This is a genomic window from Kribbella steppae (assembly GCF_004342025.1).
GTDB classification, from domain to species: domain Bacteria; phylum Actinomycetota; class Actinomycetes; order Propionibacteriales; family Kribbellaceae; genus Kribbella; species Kribbella steppae.
On record NZ_SLWN01000005.1, the window covers coordinates 273,256 to 291,070 of the forward strand.

Annotated in this window: 15 protein-coding genes; 12 read left to right on the forward strand and 3 right to left on the reverse strand. The window is 68.4% G+C overall.

Translation table 11 applies throughout. The features are described from left to right. The first annotated feature begins 42 nt into the window (after window positions 1-42). Window positions 43-672, forward strand: a complete 630-nt coding sequence (locus EV652_RS16160) for a VOC family protein (RefSeq protein WP_132209948.1) — start codon at window positions 43-45, stop codon at window positions 670-672. A 50-nt stretch (window positions 673-722) separates the two neighbouring features. Here EV652_RS16160 and EV652_RS16165 read toward each other — a convergent pair whose 3' ends face one another. Continuing rightward, window positions 723-2,111, reverse strand: a complete 1,389-nt coding sequence (locus EV652_RS16165; protein ID WP_132209949.1) for a WS/DGAT/MGAT family O-acyltransferase — start codon at window positions 2,109-2,111, stop codon at window positions 723-725. Window positions 2,112-2,376: 265 nt separating this feature from the next. Next, a complete protein-coding gene (locus EV652_RS16170; RefSeq protein ID WP_132209950.1) occupies window positions 2,377-3,801 on the reverse strand; it encodes a beta-N-acetylhexosaminidase in 1,425 nt (474 codons plus the stop codon). Window positions 3,802-3,961: 160 nt separating this feature from the next. Between EV652_RS16170 and EV652_RS16175 the strand changes: the two genes are divergently transcribed. The 11 genes from EV652_RS16175 to EV652_RS16230 all read left to right on the forward strand — a co-directional run bounded on the left by EV652_RS16175 (window position 3,962) and on the right by EV652_RS16230 (window position 17,176). Beyond that, window positions 3,962-5,188, forward strand: coding sequence for an MFS transporter (locus EV652_RS16175; RefSeq protein ID WP_242001806.1), 1,227 nt, complete (start codon window positions 3,962-3,964; stop codon window positions 5,186-5,188). A 306-nt stretch (window positions 5,189-5,494) separates the two neighbouring features. Further along, entirely contained in the window at window positions 5,495-6,190 is a 696-nt protein-coding gene (locus EV652_RS16185; RefSeq protein ID WP_242001807.1) for a class I SAM-dependent methyltransferase, read from the forward strand. 102 nt (window positions 6,191-6,292) lie between these two features. Continuing rightward, window positions 6,293-6,844: a P-loop NTPase family protein gene (locus tag EV652_RS16190; protein WP_132209952.1), complete on the forward strand. Its 552-nt coding sequence runs from the start codon at window positions 6,293-6,295 to the stop codon at window positions 6,842-6,844. Further along, window positions 6,834-8,081: an ABC transporter substrate-binding protein gene (locus EV652_RS16195; RefSeq protein ID WP_132209953.1), complete on the forward strand. Its 1,248-nt coding sequence runs from the start codon at window positions 6,834-6,836 to the stop codon at window positions 8,079-8,081. The genes EV652_RS16190 and EV652_RS16195 overlap by 11 nt, the downstream gene beginning before the upstream one ends. Beyond that, window positions 8,081-9,853 (forward strand): ABC transporter permease subunit, encoded by a 1,773-nt coding sequence (locus EV652_RS16200; RefSeq protein ID WP_132209954.1) that lies wholly within the window; start codon window positions 8,081-8,083, stop codon window positions 9,851-9,853. The genes EV652_RS16195 and EV652_RS16200 overlap by 1 nt, the downstream gene beginning before the upstream one ends. After that, window positions 9,850-11,154: a hypothetical protein gene (locus EV652_RS16205; RefSeq protein WP_132209955.1), complete on the forward strand. Its 1,305-nt coding sequence runs from the start codon at window positions 9,850-9,852 to the stop codon at window positions 11,152-11,154. The genes EV652_RS16200 and EV652_RS16205 overlap by 4 nt, the downstream gene beginning before the upstream one ends. Before the next feature lie 53 nt (window positions 11,155-11,207). Next, window positions 11,208-12,608: a DNA repair protein RadA gene (gene radA / locus EV652_RS16210; RefSeq protein ID WP_132209956.1), complete on the forward strand. Its 1,401-nt coding sequence runs from the start codon at window positions 11,208-11,210 to the stop codon at window positions 12,606-12,608. A 167-nt stretch (window positions 12,609-12,775) separates the two neighbouring features. Beyond that, window positions 12,776-13,714 (forward strand): beta-ketoacyl-ACP synthase III, encoded by a 939-nt coding sequence (locus EV652_RS16215; RefSeq protein WP_132209957.1) that lies wholly within the window; start codon window positions 12,776-12,778, stop codon window positions 13,712-13,714. 217 nt (window positions 13,715-13,931) lie between these two features. Continuing rightward, complete coding sequence (disA, locus tag EV652_RS16220) at window positions 13,932-14,987, forward strand: DNA integrity scanning diadenylate cyclase DisA (RefSeq protein WP_132210235.1); 1,056 nt, start codon at window positions 13,932-13,934, stop codon at window positions 14,985-14,987. A gap of 120 nt (window positions 14,988-15,107) precedes the next feature. Then, complete coding sequence (locus EV652_RS16225) at window positions 15,108-15,677, forward strand: PadR family transcriptional regulator (RefSeq protein ID WP_199238214.1); 570 nt, start codon at window positions 15,108-15,110, stop codon at window positions 15,675-15,677. Beyond that, a complete protein-coding gene (locus tag EV652_RS16230) occupies window positions 15,656-17,176 on the forward strand; it encodes a DHA2 family efflux MFS transporter permease subunit (protein WP_132209959.1) in 1,521 nt (506 codons plus the stop codon). The genes EV652_RS16225 and EV652_RS16230 overlap by 22 nt, the downstream gene beginning before the upstream one ends. Here the strand turns inward: EV652_RS16230 and EV652_RS16235 are convergent. Then, window positions 17,147-17,800 (reverse strand): hypothetical protein, encoded by a 654-nt coding sequence (locus tag EV652_RS16235; RefSeq protein ID WP_132209960.1) that lies wholly within the window; start codon window positions 17,798-17,800, stop codon window positions 17,147-17,149. The two genes, EV652_RS16230 and EV652_RS16235, sit on opposite strands and share 30 nt — an antisense overlap. Between the last annotated feature and the right edge of the window lie 15 nt (window positions 17,801-17,815).

Below are 17,815 nucleotides of genomic sequence, written 5' to 3' on the forward strand. Positions count from 1 at the left end.
CCGGGTCCGCGACTGTCGGTGACGGGGGCCAGAATGACTGCCATGCGTCTGGATCATCTGTCGTACGCGTGCGGGCCCGATGGTTGCCGTGCAACGCTCGAGCGGTTGTCCGCGCTACTGGGTGCCGAGTTCGTCGACGGCGGGGTGCACCCGCGCTTCGGCACGGTGAACCACATCCTGCCGCTGGAGAACGACCGCTACATCGAGGTCGTCGACGTCCTCGACCACCCGGCCTCCGACAAGGCGCCGTTCGGTCAGGCGGTGCGCGCCCGCAAGGAACTCGGCGGCGGCTGGCTCGGCTGGGTGGTGGCCGTCCGCGACATGGAGCGGATGGAGAAGCGCCTCGGCCGGGAGGCGGTGCCCGGCAACCGGCACCGGCCGGACGGGGTGAACCTGACCTGGCGGCAGATCGGCGTGAAGGGCCTGATGGCCGACCCGCAACTGCCGTTCTTCGTGCACTGGGACGACCTCGGCGAGCACCCGTCGGTCGGCGGCAACGGCGTCAAGCTGACCGCCCTGGAGATCGCCGGCGACCCACACCGGGTCACCGACTGGATCGGCCACCCGGCCGACCACCTGCTCGACGACCTGGACGTCGACTGGCGCCCCAACGGCCAGCCCGGCCTCGTCTCCGCCGTGTTCGAGACCCCGAACGGCGCAGTTCGGCTGTAAACCCGGTCGAGGGCCTGGAGAGCCGTCGGCCAGATCGACGCACTCCTCGCCTAGTGGATGTTCTCGAGATCGGCGAGTGAGGTCTCGAGGTGGCCGAGCAGCCGCTGCAGATGCGGGACCGTCCGGCGGCAGCCGACCAGGCCGAAGTGCAACTGGTGGTCGTAGCTGGTCACGCTGATGTTCAGCGCCTGCCCGTTCAGCACGATCGACGCCGGGTACATGCCGAGCAGGCGCGACCGGTTCCAGTACAGCGGACTCTCGGCCGGGCCAGGCACGTTGGAGATGACCAGGTTGTACGGCGGCGTCGTACGGCCGGCGACTCCGGGCAGGATGGCCGCGGGGCCGGCGACACCGAAGCCGAGGGCGCCGATCATCAGGTTCTGCAGCGGGCTGAGTGCGGACAACACACCCTTGCTGTAGCTGGTCGACGTCATGATGCGGCGGATCCGGCGGTCCGGGTCCGCCTCGTCGGTGGCGAGGTCGGCGATCAAGGTGCTCAGCGAGTTCCCACCACCGGGTGCTTCGGAGCTTCCGCGCAGCGAGACCGGGACCATTGCCGTCAACGCCTTGTCCGGCAGGGCGTTCAGCTCGAGCAGATAGTTGCGCAGGGCACCTGAACACATCGCCAGCATCACGTCGTTGAGGGTCGCGCCGGTGATCGCGCGAACCTTCTCCAGCCGCTCGATCGGCCACGACTGCGCGGCGAACCGGCGGGCCCCGGTGATCGATTGGTTGAAGATCGTCCGCGGTGCCTGGAACGGCACCGTCGAATGCAGCAGGCTCTTCAACCCGACCGGCGTGAGGCCGGCCAGATCGGCCAGCAGCCGGCCCGCAGTCCCCGGCATGCGGGCGACCGTCGTCAGCAACCCGTCGGCAGTCCCGGACGACTCGGCAGCCGCCGGCAGGGCGAAGGTCGCGGGCATCCCGGTGCGGGCCGGGTCGGTGGTCAGAGTGTCCTGCATCCAGCGCAGTGCGGTCACGCCGTCGATCATCGAGTGGTGGACCTTGCTGTAGAGCGCGAACCGGCGACCCTCCACACCCTCGATCAGCTGCATCTCCCACAGCGGCCGGCGCCGGTCCAGCTGCGTGCCGTGCAGCCGGCTGGTGAGCTCGAACAACTCCCTGAACCGCCCCGGCCGCGGCAGCGCCGACAACCGCACGTGGTACTCGAGATCGATCTCGTCGTCCTGCTCCCAGGACCAGTACCCGAAGTCGAGCGCCCGGTTCCGGACCCGGCGGCCGAACAACGGATTGACCGAAGGCGCCGCGACCATCTCGTGGTAGAGCCGTGACAGGTAGTCCCGGGAGCCTTCGGGGAACACGTGGTCCCGGCCGGCCCCCTCGGGCAGCTCGAACAGCATCAGCCCGCCGACATGCATCGCCTGTTCGCGCGTCTCGCCGAGCAAGAACATCGCATCCAGCGGCCCCACCGCGGTCATGGGGCCTCCCGGCCTGGACTGAGGAGTGGAGGGAGCGCAGCGACCGGAGCGACGAGGGAAGGCCGGGAGTCAAAGCCCCATGACCCGCCGCGCCGGAGGCGTGGCATCAATACGGTCATTCGTCCTCCCGCTCCCGACCAGGTCCCGGCACTTCATCGTCGCCGCCGGGATCGAGGTCGTCTACACCTCCCCAACACCCTTCACCCAGATTTGGTGACCGCCTCAGCAACTGAAGCGACAACTGTCGGACGTCGGGTGCCGCGGGTCAGTCGAGGGGGCGGTAGTTGACGCCGATGGCCTCGATCCGGGCCAGGTGCGGGCGGAGCCGGGTGAGGAACTCGTCGTACGACGTCTTGGGCGAGCCCCAGGCGCGTTCGGCGAAGGCGGACAGCCGCGGCAGCAGCATGTAGCCGACCTGCTCCGGGCCCTCCATGTACTCGGTCCAGATCTGGCACTGGGTGCCGACGATGCGGGCCTCCTCCTCGGCGGAGAGACCGGCCGGGATCACCTCGAAGTCGTAGACCTTCTCCAGCGGGATGAAGTTGCCGATCGCGAGCGGCTCGGTCTTCGGGTCGCCCTGGTAGTAGTCGAAGTACACCGACTCGCACGGCGCCATCACGGTCTCGTGGCCGGCCTTCACGGCGATCTCGCCACGCTCGGCGCTCCGCCAGGCCATGATGACCGCGTCCTTCGGGCAGTCGGTCTCGACCATCTCGTCCCAGCCGACCAGCCGGCGACCCTCCTCGGCGAGCACCTCCGCGACCTGCGCGGTGAACCAGCCCTGCAGCTGCCCGGCCTCGGTCAGCCCGAGCTCGGCCTGCCGCTTCTGCGCTGCGTCCGCCTCGGTCCACTGGACCGACGGGCACTCGTCGCCGCCGAGGTGGATGTACGGGCTGGGGAAGATCTCCAGCACCTCACGCAGCACGGTCCGGACGAACTCGACCGTCTCGTCGTTGACGTTCAGGACGTCGTCGCTGATACCCCAGATCTGCCGGACCCCGAGCTGGGTGTCCGGGAAGTTGCCGAGCTCCGGGTACGCCGCGATCGCGGCCTGCATGTGACCCGGCAGGTCGATCTCCGGGACCACGGTGATCCCCCGCTCGGCGGCGTACGCGACGATCTCGCGCAGGTCGTCCTTGGTGTAGAACCCGCCGTGCCGCTGGCCGTCGTACTCGAACTCGGTCTGGTGGTGGGTCATCTTGCCGACCATCGACTGGTCCCGCCAGGCGCCGATCTCGGTGAGCCTCGGGTACGCGTCGATCTGGACCCGCCAGCCCTGGTCGTCGGTGAGGTGCAGGTGCAGCACGTTCAGCCGGTGCAGGGCGATCACGTCGAGCACCTTGAGGACGAAGTCCTTCGGCATGAAGTGCCGGGCGACGTCGAGCATCATCCCGCGCCAGCCGAACCGCGGCGCGTCCGCGATCCGGACGGCCGGCACCGCGACCTTGCCGTCCTCGGCCGGTACGGCGGCATCCAGCAGCTGCTCGTAGGTCGTCTCGGCGTGCCGGAGCGCATCCTCGGAACCGGCCGAGAGCCGAGCACCGTCCGGAGTCACGTCGATGCGGTACTCGGTCTCACCGAGGTTCTCCACCACCGTCCGGACCGCGTCGGCCGCCGGATCCTCACTGATCCACTGACCTTCGGTGACGGTGAGTTCGCGCGGGGCAGGGACGATCGCGATGTCGGGCATCCGGACTCCAAGGAAGGATCGAATTACGTCAGAACGATCCTATAAGCGGGAATCGACCGACGTCTATGTTCGGAAGTGCGTACAACTCGATTGCTGAGAACGTTGCCGAACATCCAGAATCAACCTGCCTTCCCGGTCAGGTTGATGAGAGGGTGTGCCCGTGGCCACCGACCAGCGACCTGCCGATCTACAGCGGACGACACTGCAGGTCCTGGTGGCCAGCAACGCAATGGGCGGGGTGGCGACGGCCAGTGGGTTCGCGGTGGCCGGTCTGCTGGCGGAGAACGTCTCGGGGTCGACCTCGCTGGCCGGACTGGTAGCCACGTCGACCACTCTGGGTGCTGCGCTGCTCGCCGTACCGCTGGCTCGGATGGCACGGTCGCATGGTCGTCGCGTGTCGTTGTCGACCGGCTACTTGATCGCCTTCGCCGGTGCACTTCTCACCATCGTCGCGGCCCAGGTTGGTTCACTCGCCCTGCTGCTGTTCGCCGGGTGTCTCTTCGGTAGCGGCTCGGCGTCCAACCTGCAGTCCCGGTACGCCGCGACCGACGCTGCCGAACCGGACCGCGTCGCCCGCTCCCTCGCCATCGTCGTCTGGGCCACCACCGTCGGTGTGGTCATCGGCCCGAACCTGACCGGAATCGGCGGCACGCTCGGTACGTCGCTCGGCCTCTTGGCGCTCGCCGGCCCGTACATCTTCTCCGTGTTCGCGTTCGGCATCAGCGTGGCCACAGTGTGGTTCGGCCTGCGCCGACTGCACCAGGTCACGCCCAGGGTGAAGCTGGAGAGGCAGCCACTCGCGGCCACCTTCCGTCTGGTCATGGCCATCCCACACGCCCGGCTCGGCCTGCTGTCCATCGCAACTGCTCACGCGGTGATGGTCGGAGTGATGTCGATGACGTCGGTTCACCTGACACACCACGGCGCCTCGTTGACGATCGTCGGCTTCGTCCTGAGCGGTCACGTCGCCGGCATGTTCGCCCTGTCCCCGCTGACGGGCTGGATGGCCGATCGCCTCGGCCGCATCCCCACCATCGGCATCGGCCTCGGAGTACTGGCCATCGCGATGACCCTCGCGGCACTCGCACCCGACGACGCGCACAGCCTGACCGGGTTGGCCCTGTTCCTGCTGGGCCTCGGCTGGTCCGCCTGCCTGGTCGCCGGATCCACCCTGCTGTCCCGTTCGGTCCCCGAGGACATCCGCACGTCAGCGCAGGGTCTCTCCGACCTCACCATGGGCGCGCTCGCCTCGATCGCCGGCATCGCCTCCGGCCCGGTCCTCGCCTACTTCGGCTTCCACTGGCTCGCGGTCGGCTGCGGCCTGCTCCTCGTCCCGGTCGCGATCCTCGCCGCGGTCACACCCCAACGCTTGCCTCAGACAACATAAGTGACGGACCGGGCGCCGGGCTGGGTCGACCACCAGCGACAGGTGCTCGGAGAGCTCGATCCAGCCCCAGGCCACGACCTGGCCGTCGTCCTCCCACAGCGCCGTCCGCCAGGTGTCCTCCCGGCCGAGCATCGAGGTGCGCTCCCAGGCGAGGTCGCCGATGTGCAGGCGGGACCGCTCACTCCAGGTCCGCTGGACCAACTCCTGCATTGCCCGCAGGTCCTCGGGACCCGCGTAGTCACGTCGCCGCATCCCGCAGACTGTACGGCCATGGCCCGGTCGGGCCGGCAGCTATGGTCTAGCGATGTGAGCATCGCGGACGGTGGGATCCCGAGTCCCAATATCTGGCAGCACCCGAAGGTGTACGAGGTCGAGAACCGGGCGGTGGACCCGGACGGGGTGATCGAACCGGCCATGCGGGCGATCCGGGACTGGGCCGGGACGACGGTGCTCGACATCGGGTGCGGGACCGGGTTCCACCTGCCGATGTTCGCCGCGACCGCGACCCGGGTGATCGGCGTCGAACCCCATGGCGCGCTGGCCGAGGCGGCGCGGCGTCGTACTGGACGTCTGGGCAATGTCGAGGTGCGGCAGGGTACGGCGCAGCGGTTGCCGGTGCCGGATGCGTCGATCGACGTGATGCACGCGCGGTGGGCGTACTTCTTCGGGCCGGGCTGTGAACCGGGTCTGGCCGAGCTGGACCGGGTGATGCGGCGCGGCGGAACCGCGTTCGTGATCGACAACGACGGCAGCCGGTCGACATTCGGTCGCTGGTTCAGTGCGGCGTACCCGATGATCCAACCGCCCGTGGTGGAACGGTTCTGGACCGCGCGCGGCTGGCACCGGACGCAACTGGACATGGGCTGGCGGTTCGAGAGCCGGGCGGACTTCGAGGCGGTGGTCCGGATCGAGTTCACCCCGGCCGACGCCGAGCGGATCATCGCCTCCCATCCCGGTGCCGAGGTCGACTACGCGATCAACCTGTGGAGCCGAACCTTCTGAACATCTTCTGAAACGGCGCGCGGCGACGGCTGCGAGCGGACCTCGGCCCCCATAGGGTTGACGGACCACTCGACGGGGCCACTGGGGAGGCGCCAGCCACGGATGGACGGACTGCTGCTCGAAGGAATACCTGGTCTGCCGGAGAAAGTTCTGATCGAGGTAGGTGAGCAGCGAGCCCTGGTGATGCCCACCGCCGCCGCGGCCCGCCACCTGGCCGACCTGGTGATCGGCGTGGAGGATCCGCCGGACGGTGCAGTGGTCAAGACCGGCGGTGCGGTTCGGCTGGTGCCTGCCGAAGGCGGACTGCTTCCACACCTGACTGTGCTCGGCAATGTGATCCACGGGCACACCGTGGCTCACCGCGTGACCCGTCAGGCCGCCAAGGAGCTCAGCACCCAGACAGCGAAGTGGTGCGGCTTGGAGGACGTACAGGCCCGCTACCCGCACGAGATCACGCCGGGCCGTCGTCGACTGGCCGGTGTGGCCAGAGCACTCCGTGCAGACCCGCGGGTGATCGTGCTGGAAGACGCCGGCGGCCTGCCGACCTGGGGATCTCTCTTGAGCCTCCAGTCCAATCCCGAACTCAAGAGAGCCGCACTGTTGCTCATCACAACCGACGCTGGGCGTACGACGGGCTTCGGCGATGACGAGTAGTCGTCGGGCGTTCCTGGGGGCAGCAACGACGCTCTTGGTCGCGGGGTGTTCGAGTGATGTCCTCGGCCTGCGTCGCAGTGTGCGCGTTGCGGTGAGCTGGAGCGGCCAGGAGTTGCGGGCGTTCCACGACGTCCTCGACGGCCTCGGCAAGCTGGACTACCCGGTGGAGGTCGTACCACTCGGCGACGACATCTCCACGGCCTTCGGCGCGCGCTCTACTCGCCGGCCGGACATCGTGATGCTGCCGCAGCCCGGACTGGTCCCCCGGCACCTCCACAACCTCGAGCCCATCCCGAATGACCTTGCTGATCGTGGACGAGCCCATCTGTGGGCTGAACTCTTGGTTCACGACGGGACGACGTACGGGGTGCCGTTCAAGACGGCACACAAGTCTGCGGTCTGGTACCGCCCTTCGGTGTTTCAGGAGGTCGGCGTACAGCCGCCACGGCTCTGGTCGGAGTGGCTTGAAGTCAACCGATCGCTGTCTCTTGCCGGCGTCCGGCCGCTGTCATTGGCTGCCGGGGATGGCTGGGTGCTCACCGACTTCTTCGAGAACGTTCTGCTCGGCATAGCGCCTGCTGTCTATTCAGCACTCGCGACAGCCGACGACCCACGGCCGTCACGCGAGCCGCAGATCGCTGCCGCGCTTCGGTTGCTGGGGACGATGTGGTCGGCGCCGGAAGCACTGGCAGGTGGTGTGGATCGGTCGCTCGTGCAGCAGTTCCCTGATGCAGTCGTCGAGGTCTTCGGACACCGCAGAGCAGCCATGGTGCTGGCTTCCGACTTCGCAGAGCCTGTGGTGCGGTCGTTCGCCGCCGACCCTGACGACGTCGGCCTCTTCACCTTCCCACCACTCGCGCCGGGTGCGGCAGCGCCTGTCGTCGTGGCCGGTGACGTGATGGTGCTGCCGAAACCTACGTCTGACGACGCCCTCGATCTGGTACGACGACTTGCCGCACCAACAGCTGTGGATCCGTGGATCAAGGAGGGCGGGTTCCTGGTCGACGGACGCGTGTCCGGCTACTCCCCCGAGCTCACCAGGCTTGCCGAGCAGTTGTCCGGGCCGGGCGGACTGCTGCAGTTCGACCTGTCCGACCGACTGGGACGACTCGGAGACATCAATGGGCTGTGGCGAGTCCTCACCGACTTCCTCGTCCGTATCGGCGACCGCGGCAGTCACGTCGTACCGGACGCTGTGGACGCGGCGATGACCGAACTGCGGGCGGTGGAGGGCTGATGGGCTTGCAGAGCAACGGCCTGTCGCTCGAGGTCGTCGGCCGCGAGGTGAGCGGTCGCCCGGTGCCCGGCAAGCCACGCCGGCCGTCGGGCCCCTATCTGCTCGGCCTGCCGGCGTTGCTGTTGAGCTGTCTGCTGTTGATCCCGATCGGGGTGACGGTGGTCGCGGCATTTCGGACACCGAGCGGTTTCGGGTTCGGGAACTTCGCGGTGATGGGCGATCCGGACGCATTACGGGCCGTGGGCAACAGTCTGATCTGGGTCGCGGTCGCGTTCGGACTGGTGGTGGTCGGGTTCTTCCTGGCCCTGTTGAGTTATCGGCTGCCCGGACTCACGTCGTTCCTGCAGCCGGCGCTGGTGATCCCGTTCGCGGTGTCGGTGCTGGTGTCGGGTGCGACCTTCCGGCTGATCTTCGACCCGGCACCCGAACGCGGCACCGTGACGGCGGTCTGGACGTCCCTGTTCGGGGAGAGCCCGGTCTGGCTCGGTCCCGGCCTGGTCTGGCTCGTCCTGGTGTCCGCCTTCGGCTGGACCTGGCTCGGGTACGTCGTCTCGTTGTTCCGTGCCGGTCTGGACGCGATACCCGACGACGTGAGCCGCACGATCGCCGCGGAAGGTGTCACCGGGTGGCGGCGGCTGTTCGCGTTGGAGATCCCGCTGCTCCGGCCGATCACCGGTGTGGTGACGCTGACCCTCGTGATCGCAGCAGTCCGGGTCTTCGACCTGGTGCTGATCGTCGTACCTGGGCCCATGCAGCGCTCTGCCGACGTACTCGGTCTGAACTGGTGGCGTGCCACGACGACGGGCGACGACTCGGGTCGTACTGCGGCTCTCGGTGTGGTGCTGTTCGCGATCGTGGCTGCGGTCGGCGTGGTCGGCGTACGGGGTCTGCGTCGGCGCCGGTGGGCGATGCCGGTGACTGTGGTGACACCCGACCCGACACTGGGTCGTCCGAAGCCCAGCAAGCGAGTACGGCGTATCGGGTGGACTGTCGGCTTCGCGGTCAGCCTGGTGTGGATCCTGCCGGCTGTGGTGTTGGTTGCCACCGCGCTGCACTCTCCACGCGAGGCAGGACTGCGAGGCTGGTGGTCGTTGTCGGGCCTTGGGTTCTCGTCATTCGCTGCCGCTGCGAATGTCGGGCTGTTCCGGGCGTTGCTGTCGACGGTGCTGATCGCCGGCGCGGCAACAGCCGTGTTGCTGGTAATCGCCGTACCGACTGCCTATCTGGTCGCGTGGGGTGGGCTGCCGCAGTGGTTGGGGCGTGTGGTGACGTCTGTGTTCGTCGTGCTGGCAGTGACGCCTGTGCAGATGTACGCCGCTCCGTTGCGAGATGCGATCGGTGCGGCGGGGTTGGCCGGGTCGCGGATCGCATTGGCCTTGGTACACGCGGCTGCTGGTCTGCCGTTCGCCGTCCTGCTGTTGCGGTCTGCGTTCGCGTCGGCGCCACCTGCGTTGGTGTCCGAGGCCTTGCAGGGTCCTGCGCGACAGAGCGCCGTACTGGCGACTGTCCAGCGGACGTATCGGCCCGCACTAGTTGCTGTCGCGGTGTTGGAGTTCGCACTGGTGTGGAACGACTTCATCGTCGGCTTCCTGATCAGCGGCCCGGGTACGACGCCGTTGTCGCTGGTGTTGTGGGGTGAGGCTCGGCAGTTCTCCGCCTCGGCCGGGAGCGTCGCTGCTGCTGGTGTGGTTGCTTCCGTCGTACCCGTGGTGCTGCTGCTGACGTTCTGGCGAACAGTGGTGCGTGGACTGACTGCGGGGAGCAGACCATGAGTGGCGACGAGCGAAAGCCGGAGGACAAGCCACGTCCGAGTCGGCTGCGCGGCTACTTCTTCGGGATCAGTGCACTTGCGTCAGGTCTACTGTCGGGCCTTGCGTCCGAGCGGTTGTCGCAGAGCCTCGACAGTGGTGGCTGGGTGCGGGCGGTCGGACTCACCCTCACCATCGGCTTCGCGCTGGTCTGGGTGATCTACAACCTGCCGACGGCGTTGCGCGCGTACCGGCGATGGCGGCGTGGCGGCGTGGTCGCCGTACCGGCTCCGGAGCTCCACAGGGCAGCGGAAGAGGCCGAGACCTGGATGGTCTCGCTCGGCTCGGGTGCCGGCGGGATGGCCGCGGCGGAGTGGTTCGCACTGAACGAGTCGCGGCTGCGGGAGTTGCTGCTGACGGAGAAGGCGCGGGACGACACCGCTGACGATCTCGCCCGGATCTGCGACGCGTTGGAGGTCTGGTACCTCCGCCGGTGCGAGCCCGGTGTGCTGTTGGAGCTGGGTGAGTTCCTGGCTGCTGTTGCGGAGGCGACCGGGCGGCGTGACCTTGCGGAACTCGCTGCAGCCCGGACAGCAACGGCGTACCGGCTGATGGGTGACCTGGAGGGTGCGAGCACGCGGCTGGGCATCTCGAACAACGTGGCGACACACAGCCGTACTGCGGCCGCGTTGACGACTCGTCGCCAGGTAGAGCGAGCGTTGCTCCATCTGGAGCGGGCGGAGCAGGCGCCATCGGGCAACGATCGGGATGAGGCCGTGCTGAACGCGCGTGACCGGTTGGACGATGCGCGGCTCAATCGACCGGGTCCTGACCTCGCTGCCGAGGTGGCGATCTCCATCAACCTCGCGATCGTGCACCTGTATCAGCAGGACCCCGAGAACGCGCTCGACCACCTCCGAACAGCGGCTGCCCGTGCGACCGCGGCAGGAGACATCAGTGGCCATGCACATGCGCTTGAACTGCAGGGTGTCGCCGCCTGGATGCAACGCAGCCCGCACGAGGCCAAGGGCTGGTGGGAGCACGCCGAACACCTGTACGCCGAGATCGACGAACGCGAGGGCCGCGCGCGTTGCCTGCAGCATCTGGGGTCGGCGGAGGTCGTTGCCGGGGACTTCGAAGAAGCCCTGAAGCTGCTCAAGCGGAGTGCTCTGCTGCGTCAGTCCGAGAGCGAACTGCTGACGACGTACCTCGAGGCCGCCCGTCAGACCGGGAAGGTCCCGGAGATCAACCCCGACCCCGATCCCAACCGCACCGGCGGCTGGCTGCGCCGCCGCCTCACCCAGCTGCGGGAATACTTCGGCTGAGCCTGTGGACAGGCGTTCAGGATTTGTCGGCAGCTTCGCCTAAGTTGTTCGGCATGGCGAAGGCAGCGGGGAGCACGAAGGGGAAACCGGCGTTCGCGTGCTCGGAGTGCGGGTGGACGGCGGCGCGGTGGATCGGACGCTGTGGCGAGTGCCAGGCGTGGGGCACGGTCGCCGAGGTCGGTGCGCCCAAGGCCGCCCGGATCACGGCCGGCCCGGTGTCGTCCCCCGCGATGCCGATCGCCAAGGTGTCCGCGATCGAGGCCGAGTCCCGCCCGACCGGGATCGGCGAGCTGGACCGCGTGCTCGGCGGCGGCGTCGTACCGGGTGCGGTGATCCTGCTCGCCGGTGAGCCCGGTGTGGGCAAGTCGACGCTGTTACTGGAGGTTGCGGCGCAATCGGCTCGACGCGGTCAACGGACGCTGTACGTCTCGGGTGAGGAGTCTGCGGCCCAGGTGCGACTGCGGGCCGGGCGGACCGATGCGCTGGTCGACGAGTTGTACCTCGCGGCCGAGACCGATCTGTCCACGGTGGTCGGCCAGGTCGACGCGGTCGAGCCGTCGTTCCTGGTCATCGACTCGGTGCAGACGATGGCGCATCCCGAGGTGGACGGTGCGCCAGGTGGCGTGACCCAGGTCCGCGAGGTCACCGGAGCGCTGGTGCGACTGGCGAAGGAGCGGCACATCGCGGTCGTGCTGGTCGGGCACGTCACCAAGGACGGGGCGATCGCGGGTCCACGGATGCTCGAGCACCTGGTCGACGTCGTGCTCGCGTTCGACGGCGACCGGCATTCCGGGTTCCGGATGGTGCGAGCGACGAAGAACCGGTTCGGGCCGTCGGACGAGGTCGGGTGCTTCGACATGGTCGACACCGGCATCGTCGAGGTGACGGACCCGAGCGGCCTGTTCGTCTCCGAGCACGCCGAACCGGTCGCGGGCACATGCGTGACGGTGATGATGGAGGGCCGCCGTCCCTTGCTGGCCGAGGTCCAGGCCTTGGTCGGGCCGTCGGCGACACCACAGCCGCGCCGGACCACGTCCGGACTGGAGACGTCCCGGGTCTCGATGGTCCTCGCCGTACTCGGGAACCGGGTCGGCCTGAAACTGAGCGACCAGGAGGTATACGTCGCCACCGTCGGCGGCGTGAAGATCGCCGAACCGGTCGCGGACCTCTCGGTCGCGATCGCGGTCGCCTCCTCGGTGATGGACCGGCCGATCCACCCCGGCCTGATTGCGATCGGCGAGGTCGGCCTGGCCGGCGAGGTGCGACGCGTCGGCGGCCTGGAGAAGCGCCTGGCGGAAGCGGCACGGCTGGGCTTCACGAAGGCGATCGTTCCTGCCGATGTACCGAACCGCGGCAAAGAGCTGAAACCTCTGGACATGCAGGCGAAGTACGGCCTGCGGGTCTTCGCCGCCGCCGATCTCCCGTCCGCCCTGCTGGCTGCGGGTCTAGCCTGAGCCGGGCCGCAGCAGGACCTTGTGTTCCGGACCACACCGGACGGCTGGGGTGAGACGAGGATCCACGGGCGTGCAGTGGGGAACGTACTCTGGGGACGCCCCCGCCGGGTTCAGCGTGGAACCTGGGACCGCACCGGCGTTGCCGGGTTGACCGCAGGAGCACTCAGATGACCGGTTCCAGAGTTGTCGCGCTCGGCCACTACCAGCCCGAACGGGTGCTCACCAACGCCGAGCTCGCCACCATCGTGGAAACCAGTGACGAGTGGATCCAGAGCCGGGTCGGCATCCGCGAACGCCGGATCGCCGCACCGGACGAGCAGGTCGACGAGATGGCCTGGCGGGCCGCCGAGAAGGCCGTCGCGAACGCCGGTATTGACAAGGCCGAGATCGACTTCGTCGTGGTCGCGACCTGTACGGCGATCGACCGCTCCCCGAACATCGCCGCCCGGGTCGCCGCGCGACTCGGCCTCGGCAGCCCGGCCGCCCTGGACGTGAACACCGCGTGCTCGGGGTTCGCGCACGCGATGGCGACCGCCGATCACGCGATCCGGGCCGGCGCCGCGTCGAAGGCCCTCGTCATCGGCGTCGAGAAGCTGAGCGACTTCACCGACTGGACCGACCGCACCACCTGCGTGCTGATCGGCGACGGCGCCGGCGCGGCCGTCGTGGTCGCCAGTGACGAGCCGGAGATCGGCCCGGTGGTCTGGGGTTCGGTGCCGGAGATGTCGGACGCGGTCCGGATCGAGGGTCACGACGCGAAGTTCGCACAGGAGGGCCAGAGCGTCTTCCGCTGGACCACGACGCAGCTCCCGGTGATCGCCCAGCAGGTCTGCGAGAAGAGCGGTATCGCCCCCGAGGACCTCGGCGGCGTCGTCCTGCACCAGGCCAACCTGCGCATCATCGAGCCGCTGGCCAAGCGCCTCGGCGCGGTCAACGCGGTGATCGCCAAGGACGTCGTCGAGTCCGGCAACACCTCGGCCGCGAGCATCCCGATCGCGCTGTCGAAGCTGATCGAACGGCGCGAGATCCCCAGCGGCGCGCCGGTGTTGTTGTTCGGATTCGGCGGCGGTCTGTCCTACGCCGGCCAGGTCATTCGCTGTCCGTGACGGCTCAGCGGTCCCGACCGGATCCGGCCGATTCACGCGGGAGATCGGACTGCACGTGTACGTGCACGGGCGTTTGCACGCGCACGTGCAAGCGCGCCTGATTCACCGGACCTCGACTGACGGCTAGTGGGGGACTTCGGCCCCACCGGGTCCGGACAACCGCATAGACTCAGTGACCGTGGCCCCCAATTCCGACAAGAACAGCACCGGCGCCCGGATGCGCGCGACCCTCGCGGCGGTGGCACCCGGTACCGAACTGCGCGAAGGCCTGGAACGGATCCTGCGCGGGCGTACCGGCGCCCTGCTCGTCGTGGGTCACGACAAGACGGTCGACTCGATCTCGACCGGCGGCTTCGAGATCGACGTCGAGTTCTCCGCGACCGGGTTGCGTGAGCTCAGCAAGATGGACGGCGCGATCATCCTCGATCGTGACGTCAGCCGGCTGATCCGGGCCGCCGTACACCTGATGCCGGACCCGTCGATCTTCACCGACGAGACCGGCACCCGGCACCGGACCGCCGACCGGGTTGCCCGGCAGACCGGGTTCCCGGTGATCTCGGTGTCGCAGTCGATGCACATCATCGCGCTGTACGTCGACGACCAGCGGTACGTGCTGGAGGACTCCGGCGCGATCCTGGCCCGCGCCAACCAGGCCCTCGCCACCCTGGAGCGCTACAAACTGCGCCTCGACGAGGTGTCGGGCACCCTGTCCGCGCTGGAGATCGAGGACCTGGTCACCGTTCGCGACGTGGCCGCCGTCGCCCAGCGGCTGGAGATGGTCCGGCGGATCGCCACCGAGATCGACGGGTACGTCGTCGAGCTCGGGACCGACGGCCGGCTGCTCACCCTGCAGCTCAACGAGCTCGTCGCCGGTGTCGCCGGTGAGCGCGAGCTCGTCGTCCGGGACTATCTGCCGCCGGCCACAGGCCGCAAGGCGAAGACCGCGGACGACGTACTGCTCGAGCTGGACGCGGTCAGCCCAACCGATCTGCTGGACATCGGGCAGGTCGCGCGGGCGTTGCAACTCGGCGGTGCCGAGCAGCTGGATGCGGCCGTGACGCCGCGCGGCTACCGCCTATTGGCCAAGGTGCCGCGCCTGCCGGGGGCTGTGATCGACCGGCTGATCGACCACTTCGGCCACCTGCAGAAGTTGCTCGCGGCAAGCATCGACGACCTGCAGACGGTCGAGGGCGTCGGCGAGAACCGGGCCCGCACGGTCCGCGAAGGTCTCTCCCGGCTGGCCGAGTCCAGCATCCTCGAGCGCTACGTCTGACCACCAGCCACCAGCCACCCCCGGTTCGCCTGCCGAACCGGGGGTGGCTTGCGTTCGGGCCGGCGTCCGAGTAATACTCCACGTGGAACATTTCGCGTGGAACACTCCGGACGGAGGATGATGGCTGAGCTGACCCCGCTGGCGATCTCGGTGCTGGCGCTGCTCAACGAGCGGCCGATGCACGCGTACGAGATGTACCAACTGCTGATCAGCCGGCAGAACGACCGGGTCGTCAAGGTCCGCCCCGGCTCCCTGTACCACACGGTCGAGCGGCTGGCCGGGCAGAACTACGTCCGCGCGATCGGCACCGACCGAGCCGGCAACCGCCCCGAACGGACGACGTACGAGATCACTCCCGAAGGCGATGACGCGCTGAAACGCCGGGTGGAGAGTGGGCTGGAGAAGTACGTCTACGAGTACCCGCTGTTCCCCGTGGTCCTGAGCGAGGCGCACAACCTCGACCTCGAGGACGCGCTGCTCCGGTTCCGCCGCCGGGTCGCCGACCTGGACAGCTGGCTGGCCGACCTCGACGAAGGCATCGCCGCCGCCCGCGCCGCGGACACCCCCGAGCAGTTCTGGATCGGCGGCGCCTACATCCGCAGCCAGATCGCCGCGGAACGCGACTGGCTGGCCACCACCATCGAACGGATCGAGAACAAGGACTTGCCATGGCTACCCCGCAACAAGTGAGGCCGGAGGTGCGGCCGTGGCCGGCGCTCTGGGCGCTGGTGATCGGCTTCTTCATGATCCTGGTCGACTCGACCATCGTGTCGGTCGCGACCCCGGCGATCCTCACCGACCTGCACACCGACGTCGGCAACGTGATCTGGGTGACCAGCGCCTACCTGCTGGCGTACGCCGTACCGCTGCTGGTGACCGGGCGCCTCGGCGACAAGGTGGGGCCGAAGAAGGTCTATCTGACCGGCCTGGCTGTGTTCACCGCGGCGTCGGTCTGGTGCGGTCTCACCACCACGGTCGAGATGCTGATCGTGGCGCGCGTCTTCCAGGGTCTCGGCGCCTCGATGATGACGCCGCAGACGATGGCCGTGATCACCCGGGTCTTCCCGCCGGATCAGCGCGGCCGGGCGATGAGCCTGTGGGGTGCGACCGCCGGTGTGGCGACCCTGGTCGGGCCGATCCTCGGCGGTGTGCTGGTCGACGGACTCGGCTGGGAGTGGATCTTCTTCCTGAACGCGCCGATCGGCGTGGTCGCGTTCGTGCTGGCGATGCGGCTGGTGCCGGACCTGCCGACGCACGACCACAAGTTCGACCTGATCGGTGTGGCGCTGAGCTCGATCGGCCTGTTCTGCCTGGTGTTCGGCATCCAGGAGGGGCAGAAATACGACTGGGGCACGATCACCGGACCGATCACGGTCTGGTCGCTGATCATCACCGGCCTGGTGGTGCTGGTGATCTTCGTGCTGTGGCAGGCCCGCAACCGCGGCGAGCCACTGCTGCCGCTCGGGCTGTTCAAGGATCGGAACTTCTCGCTGGCGAACACCGCGATCACCACGGTCGGGTTCGCGATCACCGCGATGACGTTCCCGCTGATGCTCTACGCCCAGTCGGTCCGCGGCCTGAGCCCGACGAAGTCCGCACTGCTGCTCGTCCCGATGGCCGTCATCACCGGCGTCCTGTCGCCGTTCACCGGGCGACTGACCGATCGGGCGCATCCGCGGTACCTGGCCACCTTCGGCCTGGGGTGCTGCTCGGCCGCACTGTTCTGGCTGAGCCAGGTGATGGAGCCCGACGTACCAATCTGGGAGCTGTTGCTGCCGATCGCGCTGCTCGGTGTCGCGAACGCGTTCATGTGGGGTCCGATCGGCAGTACGGCGACCAGGAACCTTCCGATGCACCAGGCCGGAGCCGGCGCCGGTGTCTACAACACGACGCGGCAGGTCGGCGCCGTCCTCGGTAGCGCGGGTATCGCCGTACTGATTGAGTCGCGGCTGGCGCACAACCTTCCGGCGGCACCAGGCGGAGCGCCGGCCGGCGAGGGTGCTTTCGCAGGCGGGACGCTGCCCGAGATGCTGCGCCAAGGCTTCAGCGACTCGATGGCGCAGTCACTGATGCTGCCGGCCGCTGTCCTGCTGCTCGGTGTGGCGGCGGCGCTGTTTTTCGTCAAGCCGAAGCACATGCAACCGGCATCGGCAGCAGACTCAGACGACCTGGAAGGCCTGCACAGTTGACTCGCGGTCATCGAAGACGGCCTTGACGACATAGGTTCCGGGCTTGGCGGCCGGCTGGCCGGGTAGGCAGCCAGGCCCGGACCGGCGACCGTTCCACGGCACCGTGGTGGCCGCCTGCTTGCCCTTGGCAACCACCAGCGTGGTGCGCTGAATCGCTTGCCCACAATGGGTTGTGGTCCAGATCAGGTCGTTGCCGGACATCACCGTCACGGTCAGCTCGCCGGAGTCGATCGAGGCCTTGCACTCGTCCGCGACGGCGTCGAACCGGATCACGAAGTTCAGCACGGAGCCGGCCACGATCTTCCGGTTGGCCGGCAGCGCCTCGATCCGGAGATCGTTGCCTTCACACTTGGTGTCCCGGGGCGTCTCCGACGTCTTGACCGGTTTCTCGGTCTTCTCGGTCTTCTTCTCGGACGCCGTCGGTGTCGTGGTGGGTGCGACCGACGGGGTTGTCGTCGGGTCCTGCTGGGGGCCGCTGGCCGCCGTGTTCTGCGGGTCCTCGCCGCCTCCGAACAGCCGGAGGATCAGGAAGAGCAGCAACGCCAGGGCAGCAAGCACCAGTCCCCGGCGGAACCAGTACACGCTGGCGGGCAGATGCCCGACCGGACGGAGCAGGCTGCTCATGGCCTGCACCTTAAT